This is a genomic window from Tolypothrix sp. VBCCA 56010, from assembly GCF_050875635.1.
In the GTDB taxonomy this organism is placed as follows: Bacteria; Cyanobacteriota; Cyanobacteriia; order Cyanobacteriales; family Nostocaceae; genus Hassallia.
In genome coordinates this window covers 1-19,037 of the sequence record NZ_JBPAOH010000156.1, presented here as the reverse complement: position 1 = coordinate 19,037, position 19,037 = coordinate 1, and the positions used below count along the sequence as shown (strand labels likewise).

The following is a 19,037-nucleotide window of genomic DNA, read 5'->3' as shown; positions in this document are numbered from 1 at the left end:
CCTCAACGGGGGGGAACCCCCGCACGGAAGTGTCCTCCCCTTGTCCACGGACACCTTCCTCAACGGGGGGGAACCCCCGCACGGAAGTGTCCTCCCCTTGTCCACGGACACCTTCCTCAACGGGGGGGAACCCCCGCACGGAAGTGTCCTCCCCTTGTCCCCTTGTCTCCTTGTCTCCTTGTCTCCTTGTCCTCTTGTCCCCTTGTCTCCAAATCCGTTTGCTAAAAATTCCGCCAAGCCAGTCTAACCCGACAGATGCTAGCATTGCGATAAACGGATAAAGAGCAAGACTATAATGAGGTAGACGAGTAGAGAAAATACTAAGTTCAGCAAATAAGACTAGGGGAAAGCCAACTAATATCAATTGGTAGCGAGGAAGAGGACGACGCAGTAATAAGACTAAACCTAAAACAGCAAAGAAAAACCAAGGAAAAGCTTTTGCGGGCACATTCCAGAAATAAAATAGTATTCCATGATCGCCTCTATCATTCGACCCCAAACGAAAAACAAAGCGGAATAATTCTTCAAAACTATTATTACCAAAGCGCTGTGAACTTAACCAAATCCAACTTAAAGTAGGAATTAAACCGACTGCAAACCCTAAATAAAACATCGGGTTGGTAAGATGACGATGGCGGCGATGTTGTCCAATCAGGTAAGGTAATAAAGCTACTATTGGCAAAAAAATCATAAAGCTTCTGACTAGAAAGCCTAAACCGAAACTCAGACCGGCAAGAAAGCGATAAAAAGAGCGATATTTGGGATGTAATTCTGCTTTGAGAAAAGACCAAATAGCTAAAAGTACCAAAAAAATCATTGGTACATCAGGCGTACCTAATCGACAATATTGTAACCAGAGAAATTCTACACTCAAAATTGCCGCAGCAAGCGTTGCAAGTTTTTTACTAAGTATAATTTTACCGATTTCATATAAAAGGATTATGCTAAAAATTCCGGCGATCGCGCTGGGAAGTCTGACACTAGCATCAGAGATGCCAAAAAGCTTGTAGGAACTGGCAATTATCCAATAGGGACCTGGTGTTTTGTGATGGGGTTCTGACCAAGGATTTATCCAATCACCAGACTCAAACATCACACGCGATCGCCAAGCATAAAGTCCTTCATCATGAGCCATCAAGCTATTATTTCCAGAATTAAATAGCAATAATGGCAGCATCCATACCAACAAACTGATGTAAGGAAATCCTCCCCAAAGATGAATTCGTTGCCAAAGCAAATAAAAATTTTTTATTTGATATTTCATTGAATTACAAATAATTTAACTTTGCTAAATTGAAAAAGCTGTTAATTATTTCTTTCGATTTATAGAATATGTAAGGTTGTATACAACTATTCTGCATCAAATACTACCTGAAATTTAGACTATTTTGGGAATAAGTTCTCGCTCAACAGGGATTTATGCTACTAAGACCAAATCAACGCATCAAGCTAGATGATACAGACGACAAGCTGTTTTACGACTATCCCCGCTTCGTCACTCATGTGGACGAAGGCTTTATTCAACAGCTAACCGATTTATATCGTCAGCGACTAAAACCGGATATGCGTATTTTTGATATGATGAGCAGTTGGGTATCTCATCTGCCAGAAGAGATGCAGTTTGCCCATGTTGAAGGACACGGACTCAACGCTGAAGAACTTGCACGTAACCCGCGCCTAGATCATTACTTTGTGCAAGACCTCAACGCCAATCCTCAGTTACCCTTGAAGGATGAAGATTTTGATGCAGTACTCAATTGCGTTTCCGTACAGTATTTGCAATATCCAGAGGCTGTGTTTTCTGAAATTCACCGCATCCTCAAACCTGGTGGTATCGCTATCTTCAGCTTTTCTAACCGGATGTTTTATCAAAAAGCGATTCAAGCATGGCGGGAGGGTTCAGAAGGAAGTCGAGTTGAATTAGTTAAAAGCTATTTCTCCTCGGTTCCTGGATTTACTACTCCAGAAGTAATTACCCGTCAATCAACGGTTCCAAATATCTTGCAATGGTTGGGTGCGGGCGGAGGAGATCCGTTTTATGCTGTTATAGCTTCCCGGAGTTAGGGACACTTGGACTAGGGACGCTTGGACTAGGGACTGGGAATTAAGAAAAGAATTATTACCAATGCCCCATGCCCAATGCCCCATGACGCGGCTATGCTTCAAGTCTTTTGACCGAACGCACTGGCTCAACGGACACACTGCTCAAGTCGGGAAACCCTTCCTGTGCAGGTGTCCTCCCCAATGCCCCATGACGGCAGGTGCACGGCTGCCGGGGAACCCGGATGCCAGACGCCTCAAGTCGGCAAAGCCGCCCACGGCGCTGGCTCTCCAACGCACTGCCTCCCCAATGCCCTATGCCCAATACCCGAAAAAATGTGATTCGAGATACTAAACCTTATCAAAAAGTAAATTTTCCGGGTGAATTTCACACAAGCGCTGATAATTGCCTCAAAGAAGCATAAGGAGAAACCAAATATGATTGGACGCCGTGGACATAGGATTTTAGTGGCTTTGTTGCTTTCAGTGTTACTACTGACAACAGCTTGCGCTCCAAAGACACCAGGTCAATTTGACCAAGTGCAAAAAGAAAGTACCCAAAAGAAAAGCGGTCAAGCAGTTGCTAAGAATGCAACTCAAGGTAGCGAATTTAACAAACTTTTCCCTGCGGAGCAAGCTGGATATCAGCGTGTATTTACCCAAGAGAAAAAAGGCTTTGCAGAAGCGAATTTGAAAAAAGGCGGCAAAGTTATGGCGCAACTGGCTGTTTCTGACACCACCAGCACCCCAAGTGCAGCGGCAAAATACTCTAGTAGTACCAAAAAAATTGGCGGCTATCCGGCAGTGACACTTGGCAATACTCAAACTTCGGTTTTGGTAGGTAAGTATCAAGTGAAAGTGATTTCCAAAGATCCGTCATTTACAGCAAGCGATCGCGAAGATTGGATAGAGAAATTTAATCTCAGCGGTCTGGCGCGATTGAAATAAACTTCACTTCTGCGATTCAAATCAAACACGCTATCTAAGGAGATTTTCGTAACCGTGAGCAAAGCAATTTTTGAGTTAGTTGACCAATTGCCTACCGGTGGCTTGACTGTTTCTCTGTTGAATTCCCTTGATTTTGTTGCTCCTGGTCAATGGCATAATGTGGTAGGTTTTGTCAATACCATTAAGACTGTTACCGGCGAAACTGACGAAGACCTAATTCAGCAAATTGGCGAGAGAGCAATTTATCTTTACAACGATCGCTCTCAAGGATACCAAAGAGCGATGTGGTTGTACCAAACTGTTGATGGTACAGATAAAGCGCTTGGTGCAGCTGCTTTAGCGAATAAGGTAGGTGAGTCAATTCCGTTATTGGGTTTTTTAAATAAAGTTACTCCCAAACCAGACAAAGCTCAAACCATTGACTTAGCACTAAAATTAGTTACTGAGTTAGTAGCTTTCTGCCAAATCAACGGTATCCCCGGAGATAGTATCGGCGATTTTGTCGCTTCTTTGGGTGAATATAGCGGTGAGTCTCTCATCCGCATGGTGGCATTAGTTTGCGTTGATGGTTTGATACCTCTAGGTCCCGACTTCATCAACAAAGCGTTATCTAGCATTAATCAAACCAGTCCGCAAGAGTTAGAGCAAAACTCGACCTTTAAGAACATCCAAGATTCGATTCCCGGTAATAATTCTAGTAGCAAACTCAACTTTATCGGCGAAAGCTTCGATTCAGTCAAAGGCTGGATGGGTAATCTCGTCGCGTCGAATAATTTAACGCCACAGAAAGTTGTTAATAATTTGCAAAACTTTACGCAGATTGCTGACGATAAGTTAGATTACCTAGCGGCGTTTCTAGATGTCAGTACGAATTACTACGAACACACAGGTACGCAAACTTTGGCGCGTCGCTTGATTGAACGAGCATTAGCTGAAATTTAGATTCATGACTTAATCCAAGATCCCCGACTTTTCCAAAAAGTCGGGGATCTGAGGTTTTTAGTCATCAGCTATTAACTTTCATTGCGATCGCCCTTTTTGGTTGACAAAGCGATCGCTTTATTTTGGCAAACGCAAATCTGCGACAATTGCACTCAGGTAAGATTCAAAAGATTCAAAATTTTCGGCTTTCTCAAACTTACCTGTTTTTGCTGCTGGGTCAAAAGCAGTTTGGATGACATAAAGTGAAGCACCATCAAAAGCAACATAACCGAGATTTTCCTCGTAGACCTTACCACCTTGTTGAACTCCTGTAAAGCCGTAGCGTATCCCGTGAAGCATTCCAAAGGGAACTTGTTGCGGTGGTTGAGGTGAAAAAGAAATGCGATCGCCATATGCAGTCTGACGGTCTTTTGATAATACAGCGTAATGGTCTGCAACCCAAGCATTAAGTGCTGTCAATACCTGCGTTTGGTAGTTAGGACTTTGTAAATCCACTTTTGCCCCAGGTGGAATACCAGCAGCTACCAGCATTTTTTGGAAATTCGGTTGATTTGCCAATGGGTAAACTTGCATCTCAACTGTACCCAAAACTTTTCCTTGAGATGAGACACACAACAACGGTGCATTTCCTTCACAAGGTTCTACCTTCCAACCTGGTGGAGTAGCAGTTTTCCCCAGAACACTCTTCCAGATATTTCCTTCAGTAGGTTTGGATGCTGAGTTAGTTTGAGTCAGTGTTGCAACCGGCTTGGGTTGTCGAACTGGATTTGTCTGCAATTTGTCGGTGGGAGAATTGGGGTAAACAAATTTGAATACTATCGGTGTTAATATCAGCAAAATCAAACCAATCAGAAGATGATAAACTCGCAGCATTTTTCCAGAAAATCCATAGTGGCAAACTGACGTTACCTGTAAAACTTTGCGATTATACCAAAAGATACATTGATATTAAGTTAATTTATGCAAAATAAATTATTTCTCTTGTGTTTATAGCGATCGGCTAGCAACGCAGACTTATTTTGTAACCATCCCGAAAATTTTGGGCGTTGGGGAAGAAAGCAGGCGCAAAGTGGCAGGCAGTTTGTTACGCTCAGGACTTACGCAACTGGCACATTTATCTTCAAACTGTCACCTATTCGTTAGTTTTGCTCTAACGTTTATAAATCAACGCTTACAAGCATTAACCTCAAATCCAAATATATGTGCCAGTTGACCTTATATTGTGACGCTTGCGTAAGTCCTAACGCTATTTCCTGAGCGGCTGTCTAATTTCAAGATCAAGCCACCTTGAGATTCTTAGTAGCATAGCATTTAGAGATTGTGAATTGGTGTCCAGTATCCAAGCTATAACATTAGCGACAAAGTAGTGTTTTGAGGTAGGTAGTGGTATCAGGAATTTATTTAATACGGTTTGTAGCTAAATATGATTTATAGCTAACGCCATGTTCCATCTATCTCTACCGAATATCGCTTTACCAAATATAGAAGCCAGAGATTTTATAGCGGGTACATCTCTTCTAATCTCACTTCTCACTGCTTATTGGAATATTCTGCGTGGTGCAAAGTTCGTTAGTCCTCCACTAAGATCGATTGTTTTTGGGCGTTTGCCAGAATCCCATACCTTAGTTATCAATTTTCCGATTGTTATTACAAATATTGGTGGTCGAACCGGAGTTATTGATACTTTCTATGTCGAGTTCAAAAACCCTTCGGCTCGCCAAATTGAAAGATTTTATGCTTGGCAAGAAAGCAACCTCTTTGGTCAGGATTTCAAAGGATTTGGGGCGGAAATACCTACACCTGTTGCTCTCAAAGCTGGAGAAAGTATTGTAAAATACAACATCTTTTTTCCTGATTCTTTAGATTTTATGTATACGTGTGGACTCCACAAAATTTCTTTGTATGCTTATGTCAATGGTTCTAAGAAACGTGTAAAGCTCTATGAGCAAAAGCTAGATATTGATAGTGTTCTAGACCCAAGCTCGTTGCCAAATAATATACCTCTGTTGTTTAGTTATAAACTTTTCCCTACCAAAATTTTGAAAGTATCGAATTACGGGACTGACGCATCAGCAACGTCCATAATACAGATAGCGAAAAGGTAGTTTGCCCGGTCGAACACTGCGTTAGAGCGGAGTTTTAGAGCTTTAGATGATGGAGGTGGAGGTTCTGAAGGCTTCTGTAGAATTTCAATAATTTTGGCGATCGCGCTATGAACGTTTTTTCGTCCTTCAGCTTCCCTATGAGTCGAATAACATTACTTTTGTCAGCAACTTTCAGCTTGAGTCAAAATCTGATTAGAGCTAGTTGAAATGCTTCTGGGTGGAAGTGATGAGATTAGCAAGCCCTCTTCGAGTCGTAACAGGAAATGAGCAAAATGAATCCGCTGACCTTAAAGATTATTTTCACAATTGGGATTGTGTTGTGGTTAATAATTCGGATTCCCTATCAGCGAGAACAGCAGAGAAACACGATTGTTGATGACCGAAAAACCGCTTGGGAAAAGGTAATTCGCTTCCTAGTATTAGTTGGGATACTGTTTCTGCCCTTGATTTATGTTTTATCCCCTTGGTTAAACTTTGCGAACTATCGTCTACCAATCTGGGCAAATGGATTAGGGGTCGTTACCTTTGCGATCGCGCTTTGGCTATTCTGGCGTACTCATCATGACTTGGGCAGAAATTGGTCGCCAACGTTGCAAATTCGAGAAGGGCACACATTAATGACTAATGGCGTTTATCACAGCATTCGTCACCCAATGTATACCTCAGTCCTGTTATTGTGCATCGCACAAGCGTTATTGCTTCCGAACTCAATTGCAGGACTGGCTGGACTCATCTGTTTCAGCATTGCCTATGCGACACGAATCGACAAAGAAGAACAGATGTTGCTCGATCAATTCGGTGATGAGTATGAAGCTTACAGGCAACGTACAAAACGATTAGTGCCGTATCTGTTCTAAACCGTGTGTTGTTTGTTGAGATACAGTATTTTATTTAACGTCCAATACTCCCCTTGAGTGAATCATAAAATACTAAAATCGGGACTGAGAATAAACTCAGCCCCGATAAAAAAGCGGGCTAACCGCTAGTAAACCTGGTTAACCCGTGCAGCTTTGGGAACGCGCAGAGAAATATTATTGCAATACCAACTTAACGTTGGCATTTTGCAGACCGCGCTGTTTCACTTCAGCCAATGTTTTGTTAACGGCATACTTTTGGTTGATCGAGTTGATCAACTCGGTCTGATTGTGCTTCTTAGCAACGCCCCACAGGTCAGCAATTAGGTCAAAGGAACCGTCGCTGTTGCGAGACCAACCTAAATCATATTCGCCTTCCAACACGGCAACGATGTCAGAACGAACACGTTGACCGTTGTAACCACGAACATCAGCTTCTGTCTTTGTGCTGATACCCAGGTCCCGTAAGGAAGCTTTGAGGATTTCAGCGTCGGTGATTTTGGTACGGAGAGTGCTAAAATGAGACATTTGGGTTTCCTCCAGAGAGAAGAGTGGGAAAAACGACAACGATTTGTTTTAGGCACAGCCGCGTATATCAAAACGCGGCTTCTTTCTTAACTGCTAGCTTTGAGCTAGCCTTTGCCCCTGTGTTAGCAGGGGAAAGCTTTTAGAACTCCATTCGCTGATATTCAGCTACGGAGGATGCTGCGGGTCTTGCACGCTGTCTAGCCCAGTCCCTTAAGGCTGTGACTTGTTCTTGCATCGTTCGAGACAGCGGCAGTGTTGCCTTTAATGCAGCAATAATATCTAACTGGGTGAACTCACGTTCTTGGGCAAAAGCTTCGTACATTGCCGCAACGATCGCTTGTTCAATTTCTGCTCCCGAAAAGCCGTCGGACATCTTGGCTAATTGTTCCAAGTCAAAACGAGAGATGTCTTCACGGCGCTTCGTTAGGTGAATCTTGTATATATCTTGCCGTTCTTCAGGTGTAGGCAGATCGACAAAGAAAATTTCATCAAAGCGTCCTTTCCTCAAGAATTCTCCAGGCAAGCGTTCAACTCTGTTTGCAGTTGCCATCACAAATACTGGAGATTTTTTCTCTTGCATCCAAGTCAGGAAAGAACCGAAGATCCGGCTGGAAGTACCGCCATCGGAATCACCAGAACCACTACTACCAGCGAAGGATTTATCTAATTCATCGATAAATAAAATTGCTGGAGAAATCGATTCTGCTGTCTTCAAGGCGTTACGTAGGTTTGCTTCACTTCGACCCACCATTGAGCCGTCGTAAACTCGCCCCATATCCAAGCGCAACAAAGGTAAACCCCACAGCCGAGAAGTTGTTTTAGCTATCAACGACTTACCACAACCGGGAACTCCCAAAATTAACATTCCTTTCGGTTGAGGTAAACCATACTCTCTTGCTCTTTCTGTGAAAGCATTCGAGCGTTGCTTAAGCCATTTTTTCAATTCTTCTAAGCCGCCTACAGCGTCAATGGTTGCATCTTCCTCTATGTATTCTAATATACCATTACGCCGAATTAGTTGCTTTTTCTCAGATAAAACTATATCTACTTCATCTTCGGTCAAACGCCCGATAGTTACCTGTGCCTTTCGGTAGACTTTTTCGGCTTCATCTTTAGTTAAACCTAAAGCTGCTCTCAGAAGCTTTTCACGCGCTTCTGTTGACAACCGCCGTCCACGATTTTGGTCTATATGGTGAGTCAATACTTTATTTAACTCAGCCATATCTGGCAACTGAAAGTCTATAACAACAACTTCTTTTTCCAGTTCTATAGGAACATTCTGCATTGGCGACATCAAAATGATGTTTTTCTGCATTCCTTTGAATTGGGCGATCGCATCTCTTAACGATCTTGTTGTCGCTGGCGCATCAATAAACGGATGTAAATCTTTAAGAATAAATATACCTGGTTCTCTTTGCCGGATTATCCACTCTATCGCCGCTTCTGGAGAAACGGTGTTATGCTGAGTGACATTCCGGGGTTGTCCATACTCCACGATGCCGTGAGTTACTGTCCACACATACACTCGCCGAGTTGGTTTTAACGTTTGGGCGATTGTGGAAATTGATTGCTCTGCCCGCTCTTCCTCGGAGGTCACAAGGTAGATTAAAGGGTATTGAGCTTGAATGAGGATATTTAGCTCTTCTTTCATACTATCGACCTACGTGAAACCTTATAAAGACAGTAATGACATCGTTGATAATGGCAACCGACGAATTATGAATGTAATATTCATGATTCGGGTCTAGCAAGGAACTAATTCTTCCTCACCTTTGGGATAAGTTTCATCCTCATCCATTTCGTTGACGGGTAAATGCTCTTGAGTTACTCCTGCTTGATTGCCTAGGGCTACCAAATCTCCGTCGCGTAAGAGCAATGATCTCTCACAACTTGGACAGGAATAAACTCTATGAGTTCGTCCATAAGTAGAAGTTTCTACTTCATCAACTAATTCTGAATTTGCCAGGTAGAAAACGAGGGCACGTTCTGCAAGTTCTGACATTGGTTCAGAATCTACTGCTGAACGAATCTTCAGTTTCCTGTGTAGTTCTGGCGACAAATATAAAGTAACCTTTTGCTTCGTTTGCATATAACTCTTGTTGGTCTTACCCGGGTATGTATTTCACGATATCGGCTTGGTTCTAGCTTGTCAAGACGGCAAAACGTTTTGACGCCAATTTCGTTACAATTATTTACTTTTTGCGAAAATCTGATTTGATGCAAATGTAGATCGGTGAGAAAATATTAGCTGTTTTGTTACACAGAGTAGGTAGAAAGCACAGATATTGCTACTGTTCTGTAAAATCTGAAGCTATCAAGCAAAAGTCTTTAATGAGTAGATTTTCCGGCTGAGGATCTGACTATTTACGTTCATCAGCGAACCAGGTAAAAGGTGTAATAATGTCTACCGCTACTAAAACCTATAGAGGACGAAAAACTTATGCGATGCCTGCGGCGGGCAAAGCCATCGCCTTATCGTTAATCTTATGCGGTTGTAATGCGCCCAGTTTCACCAACTCCGGTGTCACATGGAAAACTTATACTAATTCCCGTTATGGCTTTGAGTTTTTATATCCCAGCACCTGGACTTCTTTACCACCGCCAGAAAATAATGATGGCATAGCGTTTGTTTCACCGCAAAACACGAGAGTAGAAATTCGCGGTTGGGCAGGTAATCGGCTACCAGACACCATAATTACAGATAAAAACGCTAAAAAAACGATAAATCCCAACTTTAAGACGAATCAAGGAGTATCTGGGGTGCTGGAGGTAGAAATTGGTAGCCAAGAAAGTTCGATGACACTAACACTAACAAAGGCTCAAGTCAAATATTATTGGCAAGGGCGATCGCCAGCGTCCGAATTTAGCAATTATTATCGCGTGTTTTACTATATCGCCCAGGAGTACCGCATTTCTGGGCAAGGGGGATGAGGGGAGGGGGAGACAAGGTGACAAGGTGACAAGGTGACAAGGTGAATAATCTTGTTTCTCCCCATCCCTCCATCCCCCCATCTCCTTGTCCCCCCCTCTCCCCCTCTCCCCATCCCCCCCTCCCCCCATCTCCCCATCATTCTGTGCGAGAGGGGACACAAACCTGATAGATTTAGCTATCAGCGAGTAAAAAACTGGTTGAAGATGAAAGTCCTGGTTATTGGTGGTGATGGCTATTGCGGTTGGGCAACCGCACTTTACCTTTCCAATCGAGGTTATGAAGTTGGGATTTTAGATAGTTTGGTGCGGCGGCACTGGGATAATGAATTGGGTGTGGAAACTTTAACACCGATCGCACCAATTCAACAACGCATTCAGCGCTGGCATGATTTAACTGGTAAATCCATCGATTTATTCGTTGGGGATATTACCAATTATGAATTTCTCAAAAAAGCACTGCACAAATTTCAGCCTGAGGCAATTGTACATTTTGGCGAACAGCGATCGGCTCCGTTTTCCATGATTGACCGCGAACACGCAGTTGTCACACAGGTGAATAACGTAGTCGGCACTTTGAATTTGCTGTACGCGATGCGGGAAGATTTCCCAGATTGTCATTTGGTGAAGTTGGGAACGATGGGTGAATACGGTACACCTAACATCGACATAGAAGAAGGGTACATTACTATTGAACACAACGGGCGTAAAGATACCTTGCCCTATCCTAAACAGCCCGGTTCAATGTACCACTTAAGTAAAGTCCATGATAGCCATAACATACACTTTGCTTGTAGAATTTGGGGCTTGCGGGCAACAGATTTAAATCAAGGAGTAGTTTACGGCGTCTTAACCGAAGAAACGGGGATGGACGAAATTTTAATTAACCGTCTGGATTATGATGGAGTGTTTGGTACTGCATTAAATCGCTTTTGTATTCAAGCTGCGATCGCACATCCTTTGACTGTTTATGGCAAAGGTGGACAAACTCGCGGCTTTTTAGACATTCGCGATACAGTGCGATGTGTGGAATTAGCGATCGCTAACCCAGCACAACCAGGAGAATTTCGCGTATTCAACCAATTTACCGAACTATTTAGCGTCGGTGACTTGGCAACGATGGTGAAAAAAGCTGGAAACGCGATGGGATTAAATGTGGAAATCAATAACATCCATAATCCCAGAGTCGAAAAAGAAGAACATTACTTCAACGCTAAAAACACCAAGCTGTTAGATTTGGGTTTAGAACCCCATTTTCTCTCAGATTCTCTACTTGATTCTCTGTTAAACTTTGCCGTCAAGTACCAAAAGCGAGTCGATAACAAGCAAATTATGCCGAAAGTGTCTTGGCATCGCAACAGCAAAGGATGAAGCAATGCGATCGCTTATTCTCTGGCTGTTAGTCATACTACCAGGTACGGCAGCTAGCGCTATGAGCGTCTACTACCTAATTCCGGAATGGGTAGTACTAGATGCTAGTTACAAGCATTATCAGCAAATAGCTAAGTCTTCATCTTCGACGGTGAATGACTTACTAATTGCTGAAGCAGCAGAAAACAGACATAGAATAAATTGCTTTGCTGAAGGTGTGGGAATTTTGTTAGGTGGGGTTATTGTTGCTATTGGTATTCATGGCATTTGCACCTTGCCTAACAAGACATCTTAATTTGAATGGGGAAACCTGAAATGCAGCTGGTAACAGAACCCTATTTAACTCAAGTAGCTCGGTTGCCTAAAACTGGTCGCCATATTATAGCACAATATGACGACCATTCAATAGTTGTTTATCAAGCTTATCGTCCGGAAATTGCTCATTTTGCCGCCACTCATAATTATTTTGGCGGAGAATTTAAACTCGATCGCATGAGTTGGATCAAGACTAACTTTTTGTGGATGATGTATCGTTCTGGGTGGGGTACAAAAATCGGACAAGAGGTAGTGTTGGCAATTTGGATAAAGCGAGAAGCTTTTGAGGAAATTTTAAACGCAGTGGTGCATTCTAGCTTTGTTCCAGAACTGTATTCAAGTAAAAGCGAATGGGAAAAAGTTTTAAAGCGATCGCAAGTCCGTTTGCAATGGGATCCGGATCATCACCCATCTGGGGCAAAATTAGAAAGACGCGCTATTCAGCTAGGGTTACGCGGTCAAATTTTAGCTAATTACGCCAAAAATTGGATTGTGAAGATTGAGGACATTTCCGAATTTGTCCATCAGCAACGGCAAAACCTTAAAAGTGGCTGTGCGGAATTGATTACGCCCCGCGAAACAGTTTACTCTGTGATTGATATCGAAATCCAACAAAAGCTGGGATTATCTGTTTTTACTGAATAGTTTTTTATGCGAATTGCCTTATTCACCGAAACCTTTTTGCCCAAGGTTGACGGGATTGTGACGCGCTTAAGTCACACCGTAGACCATTTACAGCGCAACGGCGACTCTGTGATGGTGATTGCCCCAGAGGGTGGAATTACTGAATATAAAGGAGCGAAAGTATACGGTGTAACTGGCTTTCCCTTGCCGCTGTATCCAGAGTTAAAAATGGCACTTCCTCGCCCAGCAATTGGCTACGAACTGGAAAAGTTTCAGCCGCATATCATTCATGTAGTAAATCCGGCGGTTTTGGGATTGGCGGGGATATTTCATAGCAAAACACATAATATTCCCCTTGTAGCGTCTTATCATACGCACTTGCCGCAGTATCTTCAGCATTACGGCTTGGGAATGTTAGAAGGTTTTTTATGGGAATTGCTGAAAGCGGGGCATAATCAAGCAGCGTTGAATTTGTGTACCTCTACAGCGATGATGGATGAATTGACAACACATGGTATAGAAAGGGTGAACTTGTGGCAAAGAGGAGTAGATACAGAATTATTTCATCCAGATTTGGCAAGTTCGGAAATGCGATCGCGTTTATCGCAAAATCATCCAGAGAGTCACCTGCTACTTTATGTCGGGCGTCTTGGTGCTGAAAAAGAAATTGAGCGCATCAAACCAATTTTAGAGGCAATTCCCGCAGCGCGTTTGGCATTGGTGGGAGATGGTCCCCACCGTCAAGCACTTGAAAAACACTTTGCTGGGACAAACACTAATTTTGTCGGTTATCTTACCGGCAGAGATTTAGGTTCTGCATTTGCTAGCGCTGATGCTTTTATATTCCCTTCCCGTACAGAAACGTTAGGATTAGTATTATTAGAGGCAATGGCTGCTGGGTGTCCGGTGGTAGCAGCTCGTTCGGGCGGAATTCCTGATATTGTTACAGATGGGGTGAACGGGTATCTTTTTGAACCAGAAGCTGATATCCAAAGTGCTATAACCGCTACTGTTCGCCTTCTAGAACAGAAACAAGAACGAGAAATCATCCGTCAAAATGCCCGACTTGAAGCAGAACGTTGGGGCTGGGCATCTGCCACACGCCAGCTCCAAGATTACTATCAAAAAGTGCTCTACTCTGAATATCCCAAAGCTGCATAACATTTGGTAATTAATAAAAGTTAGAAGTTAGGAGTGAGGAGTGAGGAGTTATAAATTTAAAACTCATAACTCCTAACTCCTAACTCATAACTCATAACTCATAACTCCCATTCCCCATTCCCCACTCCCCACTCCCCATTCCCCAATCATGACACTTCCCAGCCCTGGTAGCGTCCTGGCTACATTAACTGAACTTACTCAGGTTAATCGCACCCACGCTCTACTGCGTCGTGTCAAAGACCTTTCTGTAAACGAATTTGTTTGCTTACTAGATTTTATTACCGCAGAATTTCAGCAATTTCTCAGGGCAATTGAACTAATTAATAATGAAGCCCTAGAAACTATGCTGGAGAAGGTACTAGAGGCGATTACACTTAAAATTGGTCAAATTCTCCAAGCTGAACATACTACCATTTTTTTGGTTGACCATGATAAAAATCAATTGTGGTCAAAAGTTCCCCAAAATAACACCCAAAAACCTTTAGAAATTCGCACTCCAATTGCAGTAGGCATTCCCGGTCATGTTGCCAGTACGGGTGAATATTTAAACATATCTCAAGCCTCTACACACCCTTTATTCAGCCCAGAATTAGAAAAACAAATGGGCTACAAAATCCGCAATATTTTATGTATGCCAGTTGTCAGTAGCAAAAATCAGATTGTGGCAGTGGTACAACTAGCAAATAAAGCGGGAAATATTCCTTTTAATTATGATGATGAAGTCTGTTTTCGAGACTTTGCTTCTTCTATTGGTATTATCTTAGAAAGTTGCCAATCTTTCTATGTAGCAGCTCGCAATCAAAGAGGTGCTACGGCACTTTTGCGGGCTACTCAAACATTAGGGCAAAGTCTCGATTTAGAAGCTACTTTACAAATAGTAATGGAGCAAGCCCGAATTTTAATGCAAGCAGACCGCAGCACGCTGTTTTTGCATCGCAAAGAAATGGGCGAACTTTGGACGAAGGTAGAGGTAGCCGATCGCTCAACTATGGTAGAAATCCGCATCCCTGCTAATCGTGGCATTGTCGGTTATGTGGCATCCACGGGTCAAGCTTTAAATATCTCGGATGCTTACAAAGACCCGCGCTTTGACCCAACTACAGATAGAAAAACTGGTTATATAACTCGGAATATTCTCTGTTTACCAGTATTTAATTCGGCTAATGAATTAATTGGCGTGACGCAGCTAATTAATAAGCACCAAGGCAGTTTTACTTCCTCTGATGAAGAGTTTATGAGAGCATTTAATATCCAAGCAGGAATTGCGCTGGAAAATGCTCGTTTATTTGAAAGTGTGCTGTTAGAAAAACAATATCAAAAAGACATTTTGCAAAGTCTATCTGATGCGGTAATTTCTACAGATATGGAAGGACGGATTGTCACAATTAATGATGCGGCTTTAGAGTTACTTGGTTGTCCTCTAGGAGAAGTGAATGCCAAAAATAACAAGCCTTTGTGGGAAAAAAATTTGATTAATCGGCTGGTTTGGGAGGTTGTGCCAATTGACAATTTGCAAATGCGATTGGAGGATAGTTTAAAAAGTGGCGCAAGACATTATGTGCCAGAGCAAAGTTTGATAGTGGGACTTCATCAAGTTAAAAGTAGAGACACAGGTTATCGCGTCTGTAGAGACGTTCCGCTGGAACGTCTGTACGAAAGTAAAGAAATTAGTACGCATGATATTTATATTCTGGCAGTAAGCGATCGCACTAACCCAGATATATTTATCCCTTGGAATCAACCGCTTACTCCCCAATCTGAGTTATTAAATTCTGCTGCTGTAAAAAAAATAGAACGTAGCACGAATCTCACTGTCAACCCTCTAACGAACCCAGAAGGGGGGGTGCGCGGTGGTTTGGTGGTGCTAGAAGACATCAGTCAGGAAAAACGGATGAAAACTACAATGTACCGTTACCTGACACCCCATGTGGCAGAGCAAGTTATGGCATTGGGGGAAGATGCTTTAATGGTAGGTGAACGCAAGGAAGTCACCATTTTGTTTTCTGATATTCGAGGCTACACCACACTGACAGAAAATCTCGGTGCGGCTGAAGTAGTATCGCTGCTAAATCAGTATTTTGAAACGATGGTGGAAGCGGTTTTTAACCACGAAGGTACTTTAGATAAGTTTATCGGCGATGCTTTAATGGCAGTGTTTGGTGCCCCGCTAACGCTGATGGAAAACCACGCTTGGAAGGCAATACAAGCAGCGTTGGATATGCGAAAACGATTGGCGGAATTTAACCAACGGCGGATTATTCAAGCACAACCAGAAATTCATATTGGGATTGGTATTAGTTCTGGGGAAGTGGTTTCCGGTAATATCGGTTCCCAGAAACGAATGGATTACACGGTAATTGGCGATGGCGTGAATTTAAGTTCGCGCTTGGAAGGAGTAACTAAAGAATATGGCTGCGATATTATTTTAAGTGAGTTTACTTACCAATTGTGTAGCCATCGCATCTGGGTACGCGAGTTAGACAGAATTCGCGTTAAGGGTAAACATCAAGCGGTGAATATTTATGAGTTGATTGGCGATCGCTCTACTCCCCTAGACAACACCACCCACGAATTTTTATCACATTACCATGCCGGACGCGCTGCTTATTTATCGCGCCATTTTAAAGAGGCGATCGCCTGTTTTCAAGCCGCAAAACGTATCCGACCCACAGACCAAGCTGTTAAAATCCATCTAGAACGCGCTCGTAATTACCAACAAACACCTCCCCCAAGTTCCTGGGATGGAGTCTGGACAATGGTTGCAAAGTGAATAGGTAGGAGTTAAGAGTAGGGATGGGGCATTGGGCATTGGGCATGGGGCATTGGGCATGGGGCATTGGGCATTTCCTCCCCTGCCCCCCTGTCCCCCTCTCCCCCTCTCCCTCAAGTCGTCCCCCTGTCCCTCTACTCCTCTCCCCCATCATCCTGAAACGGGTGTTCGCCAATTCTCAGTTGTTTTTTTGTGCGTTTCAACTCTTTCCAAAGACTCTTTATTTGCTCGTATGCTTCTTCTGGTGGTAGTTTTCCACCTGTTTCTAAGTTGCAGATGTAGCTGATTTTCTGAGCAAATTCCTGTAAATTCGCATTAAAAACTAAGTTTTCTGGCTTGACCTGACCGTAATAGCGACCGCGAGGATAGAGAAAATCGTCTTTATTCATTATTGTTATCTCCATTGATTACACCCCTCTCACTCGTCAAATAAAGCACAATTATTGGCACAGTCACGCTTATTGACTATGTTCGAGAGTTACTTATTTAAATGCTGATTGTAATTAACTTAACTTGAAAGTACCAAATTGTATGTGGTATTCTATACATCAATTTTTTACCTACTAAATTCCGCAAAAAAATATGATTTGATTGTGATGTAAAAATACTATTCCAAATGTTAAAAAATATACGCTTTAGTCGGCTGACGATTGACTTGCGGAAAATTTTTTTTCGCTGTTTGTCATTTGTCTCCAGTTAATGACTAATAACTAAAGATAAAATGGTTAAGCTCGAAAGCATCAAAGCTGCCGATCGCCTAAAAAAACTTTACCTGTCATCATGAGTGTTAATTCCAAAATATACGAAGGCAAAGCAAAAATTCTCTATTCAACGGAAGATCCGGAAGTTTTGTTAGCTGATTTCAAAGATGATGCCACTGCCTTTAATGCTCAAAAGCGTGGTAGTATTTTGGGTAAGGGAACTATAAATTGTAGCATCTCCGCTAAATTATTTCAAGAGTTGTCAACGCAAGGTATTAAAACTCACTTTATTGACAGCCCAAAGCCAAATCAAATGCGGGTAAAGGCAGTGAAGATTGTGCCTTTAGAAGTAGTGGTGAGAAACATTGCTGCCGGCAGTCTGTGTCAGCAAACAGGATTGGCACTAGGAACCGTTCTCAAACAGCCTTTGGTAGAGTTTTATTACAAAAGCGATGAATTAGGAGATCCGTTGTTGACAAGCGATCGCCTGCGTCTACTAGAACTAGCAACTGCGGAACAAGTTGAGACAATAACCCATCTAGCATTGCAAATCAACGAGTTTCTCCGTAGCTTTTGGGAGCGGTGTGGAATTACACTAGTAGACTTCAAACTAGAATTTGGTGTTGACTCACAACAGCAATTGCTCTTAGCAGATGAAATTAGCCCCGACACCTGCCGTTTGTGGGATCAAGCCGAAAACGACCCCAACCGCCGAGTAATGGACAAAGACCGCTTCCGCCGAGACTTAGGGAATGTAGAAAATGCCTACCAGGAGGTTTTACAACGAGTGCTGAAAGCAGTAGAAGGTAAAAAATGAAGGGGACTGAGGACTGGATATTTGATGAATGGAAAATGATTGAAAATTCTTTATTCGTAATTCTTAGCTAATCCAAGCGTCCAAGCTCGCATTGCGTCCCTAATTTACTTTTGCCTTTTGGCTTCAGCCTAGTAAAGTAAAAAGACAAAAGAAAAAATTATGTTTATACTTTTAGCTTTTGTATAACAGCAAGATTGCTTTTCGTTATTTGATTTGTGTGGAAGTGAAGAGGAATGTGAATAAAATGCGTTTATCTCCCGTATTGGTGGCGGCGTTGACAATTGCAGCCCCTTTGGGCAGCTCTTTGAGTGCAAATGCACAAACCCCTAATAGCTCAAAACAGAAACCAGTCGTTTTGCAACCAACGACAAATCAAGACTCGCAACTGGTAAATCAAAGTGCAAACACTCAAGGGGCAGCAGCCTTAAGAGTAGAACCGCGTTCCACCTCAAATGTGAATCCAGAAAACCTCAAAAAGCAGCCAGGTGTTGTCCCCGTCTTGACGGCAAAGAAGCCAGTAGTAGTAATACCAAGCCACGCAGCGCCAATCACGGCACAAAATCCGCCGTTAAACCAAAATATTCCCGGTTCAAATACAGTTCCCGATATTTCCCCACCTGAGAATCAACAACAAGTTCCTTCCCAAACTTTGCCAACGCTGAATCCCAATCAACCAACACCTGAAGAAAACCAACAACAGCAAAATCAGCAACTCAATCAGCCAGCACCAGGAGAAAATCAACAACAGCAAAATCAGCAACTCAATCAGCCAGCACCAGGAGAAAATCAACAACAGCAAAATCAGCAACTCAATCAGCCAGCACCCGAACAAAATCAACAACAGCAAAATCAGCAACTCAATCAGCCAGCACCAGGAGAAAATCAACAACAGCAAAATCAGCAACTCAATCAGCCAGCACCCGAACAAAATCA

Annotated in this window: 20 protein-coding genes and 1 pseudogene; 14 read left to right on the top strand and 7 right to left on the bottom strand. The window is 42.7% G+C overall.

What is annotated here, in order from left to right:
* A partial coding sequence (locus AABK37_RS34010) for an ArnT family glycosyltransferase (protein WP_432555880.1) occupies nt 1–1,264 on the bottom strand: 1,264 nt, incomplete at its 3' end.
* Nucleotides 1,265–1,419: 155 nt separating this feature from the next.
* Between AABK37_RS34010 and AABK37_RS34005 the strand changes: the two genes are divergently transcribed.
* From AABK37_RS34005 to AABK37_RS33990, 4 genes are all read left to right on the top strand, one after another.
* Nucleotides 1,420–2,064: a class I SAM-dependent methyltransferase gene (locus AABK37_RS34005; RefSeq protein ID WP_432555879.1), complete on the top strand. Its 645-nt coding sequence runs from the start codon at nt 1,420–1,422 to the stop codon at nt 2,062–2,064.
* A gap of 61 nt (nt 2,065–2,125) precedes the next feature.
* Entirely contained in the window at nt 2,126–2,395 is a 270-nt protein-coding gene (locus AABK37_RS34000) for a hypothetical protein (protein ID WP_432555878.1), read from the top strand.
* An 83-nt stretch (nt 2,396–2,478) separates the two neighbouring features.
* Entirely contained in the window at nt 2,479–2,988 is a 510-nt protein-coding gene (locus AABK37_RS33995) for a hypothetical protein (protein WP_432555877.1), read from the top strand.
* A 54-nt stretch (nt 2,989–3,042) separates the two neighbouring features.
* Nucleotides 3,043–3,930, top strand: coding sequence for a hypothetical protein (locus AABK37_RS33990; RefSeq protein WP_432555876.1), 888 nt, complete (start codon nt 3,043–3,045; stop codon nt 3,928–3,930).
* 117 nt (nt 3,931–4,047) lie between these two features.
* Here AABK37_RS33990 and AABK37_RS33985 read toward each other — a convergent pair whose 3' ends face one another.
* Entirely contained in the window at nt 4,048–4,803 is a 756-nt protein-coding gene (locus tag AABK37_RS33985; protein ID WP_432555875.1) for a hypothetical protein, read from the bottom strand.
* A 569-nt stretch (nt 4,804–5,372) separates the two neighbouring features.
* On the opposite strand from AABK37_RS33985, the gene AABK37_RS33980 reads away from it, so the two are divergent.
* Both AABK37_RS33980 and AABK37_RS33975 read left to right on the top strand, forming a co-directional pair.
* Nucleotides 5,373–6,035: a hypothetical protein gene (locus tag AABK37_RS33980; RefSeq protein ID WP_432555874.1), complete on the top strand. Its 663-nt coding sequence runs from the start codon at nt 5,373–5,375 to the stop codon at nt 6,033–6,035.
* 272 nt (nt 6,036–6,307) lie between these two features.
* Nucleotides 6,308–6,892: a protein-S-isoprenylcysteine O-methyltransferase gene (locus tag AABK37_RS33975; protein ID WP_432555873.1), complete on the top strand. Its 585-nt coding sequence runs from the start codon at nt 6,308–6,310 to the stop codon at nt 6,890–6,892.
* Nucleotides 6,893–7,066: 174 nt separating this feature from the next.
* Here AABK37_RS33975 and AABK37_RS33970 read toward each other — a convergent pair whose 3' ends face one another.
* The 3 genes from AABK37_RS33970 to AABK37_RS33960 form a co-directional block, all read right to left on the bottom strand.
* The gene (locus AABK37_RS33970; RefSeq protein ID WP_029636060.1) at nt 7,067–7,417 is read right to left on the bottom strand and encodes a DUF1257 domain-containing protein; all 351 of its coding nucleotides are present in this window, start codon (nt 7,415–7,417) and stop codon (nt 7,067–7,069) included.
* Between the two features lie 139 nt (nt 7,418–7,556).
* Nucleotides 7,557–9,068 carry a stress-responsive protein Ycf46 gene (ycf46, locus tag AABK37_RS33965; RefSeq protein ID WP_432555872.1) on the bottom strand — a complete coding sequence of 504 codons (1,512 nt, stop codon included), beginning with the start codon at nt 9,066–9,068 and terminating at the stop codon, nt 7,557–7,559.
* 93 nt (nt 9,069–9,161) lie between these two features.
* Nucleotides 9,162–9,506, bottom strand: a complete 345-nt coding sequence (locus tag AABK37_RS33960; protein WP_432555871.1) for a hypothetical protein — start codon at nt 9,504–9,506, stop codon at nt 9,162–9,164.
* 311 nt (nt 9,507–9,817) lie between these two features.
* Between AABK37_RS33960 and AABK37_RS33955 the strand changes: the two genes are divergently transcribed.
* From AABK37_RS33955 to AABK37_RS33930, 6 genes are all read left to right on the top strand, one after another.
* Nucleotides 9,818–10,348 carry a hypothetical protein gene (locus AABK37_RS33955; RefSeq protein ID WP_432555870.1) on the top strand — a complete coding sequence of 177 codons (531 nt, stop codon included), beginning with the start codon at nt 9,818–9,820 and terminating at the stop codon, nt 10,346–10,348.
* A gap of 204 nt (nt 10,349–10,552) precedes the next feature.
* Entirely contained in the window at nt 10,553–11,716 is a 1,164-nt protein-coding gene (locus tag AABK37_RS33950) for an NAD-dependent epimerase/dehydratase family protein (protein ID WP_432555881.1), read from the top strand.
* A 4-nt stretch (nt 11,717–11,720) separates the two neighbouring features.
* Nucleotides 11,721–12,011: a hypothetical protein gene (locus AABK37_RS33945; RefSeq protein ID WP_432555869.1), complete on the top strand. Its 291-nt coding sequence runs from the start codon at nt 11,721–11,723 to the stop codon at nt 12,009–12,011.
* Nucleotides 12,012–12,031: 20 nt separating this feature from the next.
* The gene (locus tag AABK37_RS33940) at nt 12,032–12,676 is read left to right on the top strand and encodes a DUF4291 domain-containing protein (RefSeq protein WP_432555868.1); all 645 of its coding nucleotides are present in this window, start codon (nt 12,032–12,034) and stop codon (nt 12,674–12,676) included.
* A gap of 6 nt (nt 12,677–12,682) precedes the next feature.
* Entirely contained in the window at nt 12,683–13,816 is a 1,134-nt protein-coding gene (locus tag AABK37_RS33935) for a glycosyltransferase family 4 protein (protein WP_432555867.1), read from the top strand.
* A 148-nt stretch (nt 13,817–13,964) separates the two neighbouring features.
* Complete coding sequence (locus tag AABK37_RS33930) at nt 13,965–16,586, top strand: GAF domain-containing protein (RefSeq protein WP_432555866.1); 2,622 nt, start codon at nt 13,965–13,967, stop codon at nt 16,584–16,586.
* Here the strand turns inward: AABK37_RS33930 and AABK37_RS33925 are convergent.
* Together AABK37_RS33925 and AABK37_RS33920 are read right to left on the bottom strand one after the other, a co-directional pair.
* Nucleotides 16,498–16,761: a hypothetical protein gene (locus AABK37_RS33925; RefSeq protein WP_432555865.1), complete on the bottom strand. Its 264-nt coding sequence runs from the start codon at nt 16,759–16,761 to the stop codon at nt 16,498–16,500. The genes AABK37_RS33930 and AABK37_RS33925 overlap by 89 nt on opposite strands.
* Nucleotides 16,721–16,975, bottom strand: coding sequence for a DUF7219 family protein (locus AABK37_RS33920; protein WP_432555864.1), 255 nt, complete (start codon nt 16,973–16,975; stop codon nt 16,721–16,723). Before AABK37_RS33920 ends, AABK37_RS33925 begins: the two co-directional genes overlap by 41 nt.
* 391 nt (nt 16,976–17,366) lie before the next feature.
* On the opposite strand from AABK37_RS33920, the gene purC reads away from it, so the two are divergent.
* Nucleotides 17,367–18,104: a phosphoribosylaminoimidazolesuccinocarboxamide synthase gene (purC, locus tag AABK37_RS33915; RefSeq protein ID WP_432555863.1), complete on the top strand. Its 738-nt coding sequence runs from the start codon at nt 17,367–17,369 to the stop codon at nt 18,102–18,104.
* A gap of 244 nt (nt 18,105–18,348) precedes the next feature.
* A pseudogene (locus tag AABK37_RS33910) lies at nt 18,349–19,037 on the top strand (hypothetical protein); the annotation flags it as partial.

Coding starts and splice junctions, on each gene's coding strand:
- AABK37_RS34005 (WP_432555879.1), top strand. CDS start 1,420: ATGCTACTAAGACCAAATCAACGCATCAAGCTAGATGATACAGACGAC.
- AABK37_RS34000 (WP_432555878.1), top strand. CDS start 2,126: ATGCCCCATGCCCAATGCCCCATGACGCGGCTATGCTTCAAGTCTTTT.
- AABK37_RS33995 (WP_432555877.1), top strand. CDS start 2,479: ATGATTGGACGCCGTGGACATAGGATTTTAGTGGCTTTGTTGCTTTCA.
- AABK37_RS33985 (WP_432555875.1), bottom strand. CDS start 4,803: ATGCTGCGAGTTTATCATCTTCTGATTGGTTTGATTTTGCTGATATTA.
- AABK37_RS33980 (WP_432555874.1), top strand. CDS start 5,373: ATGTTCCATCTATCTCTACCGAATATCGCTTTACCAAATATAGAAGCC.
- AABK37_RS33975 (WP_432555873.1), top strand. CDS start 6,308: ATGAATCCGCTGACCTTAAAGATTATTTTCACAATTGGGATTGTGTTG.
- AABK37_RS33970 (WP_029636060.1), bottom strand. CDS start 7,417: ATGTCTCATTTTAGCACTCTCCGTACCAAAATCACCGACGCTGAAATC.
- ycf46 (WP_432555872.1), bottom strand. CDS start 9,068: ATGAAAGAAGAGCTAAATATCCTCATTCAAGCTCAATACCCTTTAATC.
- AABK37_RS33960 (WP_432555871.1), bottom strand. CDS start 9,506: ATGCAAACGAAGCAAAAGGTTACTTTATATTTGTCGCCAGAACTACAC.
- AABK37_RS33955 (WP_432555870.1), top strand. CDS start 9,818: ATGTCTACCGCTACTAAAACCTATAGAGGACGAAAAACTTATGCGATG.
- AABK37_RS33950 (WP_432555881.1), top strand. CDS start 10,553: ATGAAAGTCCTGGTTATTGGTGGTGATGGCTATTGCGGTTGGGCAACC.
- AABK37_RS33945 (WP_432555869.1), top strand. CDS start 11,721: ATGCGATCGCTTATTCTCTGGCTGTTAGTCATACTACCAGGTACGGCA.
- AABK37_RS33940 (WP_432555868.1), top strand. CDS start 12,032: ATGCAGCTGGTAACAGAACCCTATTTAACTCAAGTAGCTCGGTTGCCT.
- AABK37_RS33935 (WP_432555867.1), top strand. CDS start 12,683: ATGCGAATTGCCTTATTCACCGAAACCTTTTTGCCCAAGGTTGACGGG.
- AABK37_RS33930 (WP_432555866.1), top strand. CDS start 13,965: ATGACACTTCCCAGCCCTGGTAGCGTCCTGGCTACATTAACTGAACTT.
- AABK37_RS33920 (WP_432555864.1), bottom strand. CDS start 16,975: ATGAATAAAGACGATTTTCTCTATCCTCGCGGTCGCTATTACGGTCAG.
- purC (WP_432555863.1), top strand. CDS start 17,367: ATGAGTGTTAATTCCAAAATATACGAAGGCAAAGCAAAAATTCTCTAT.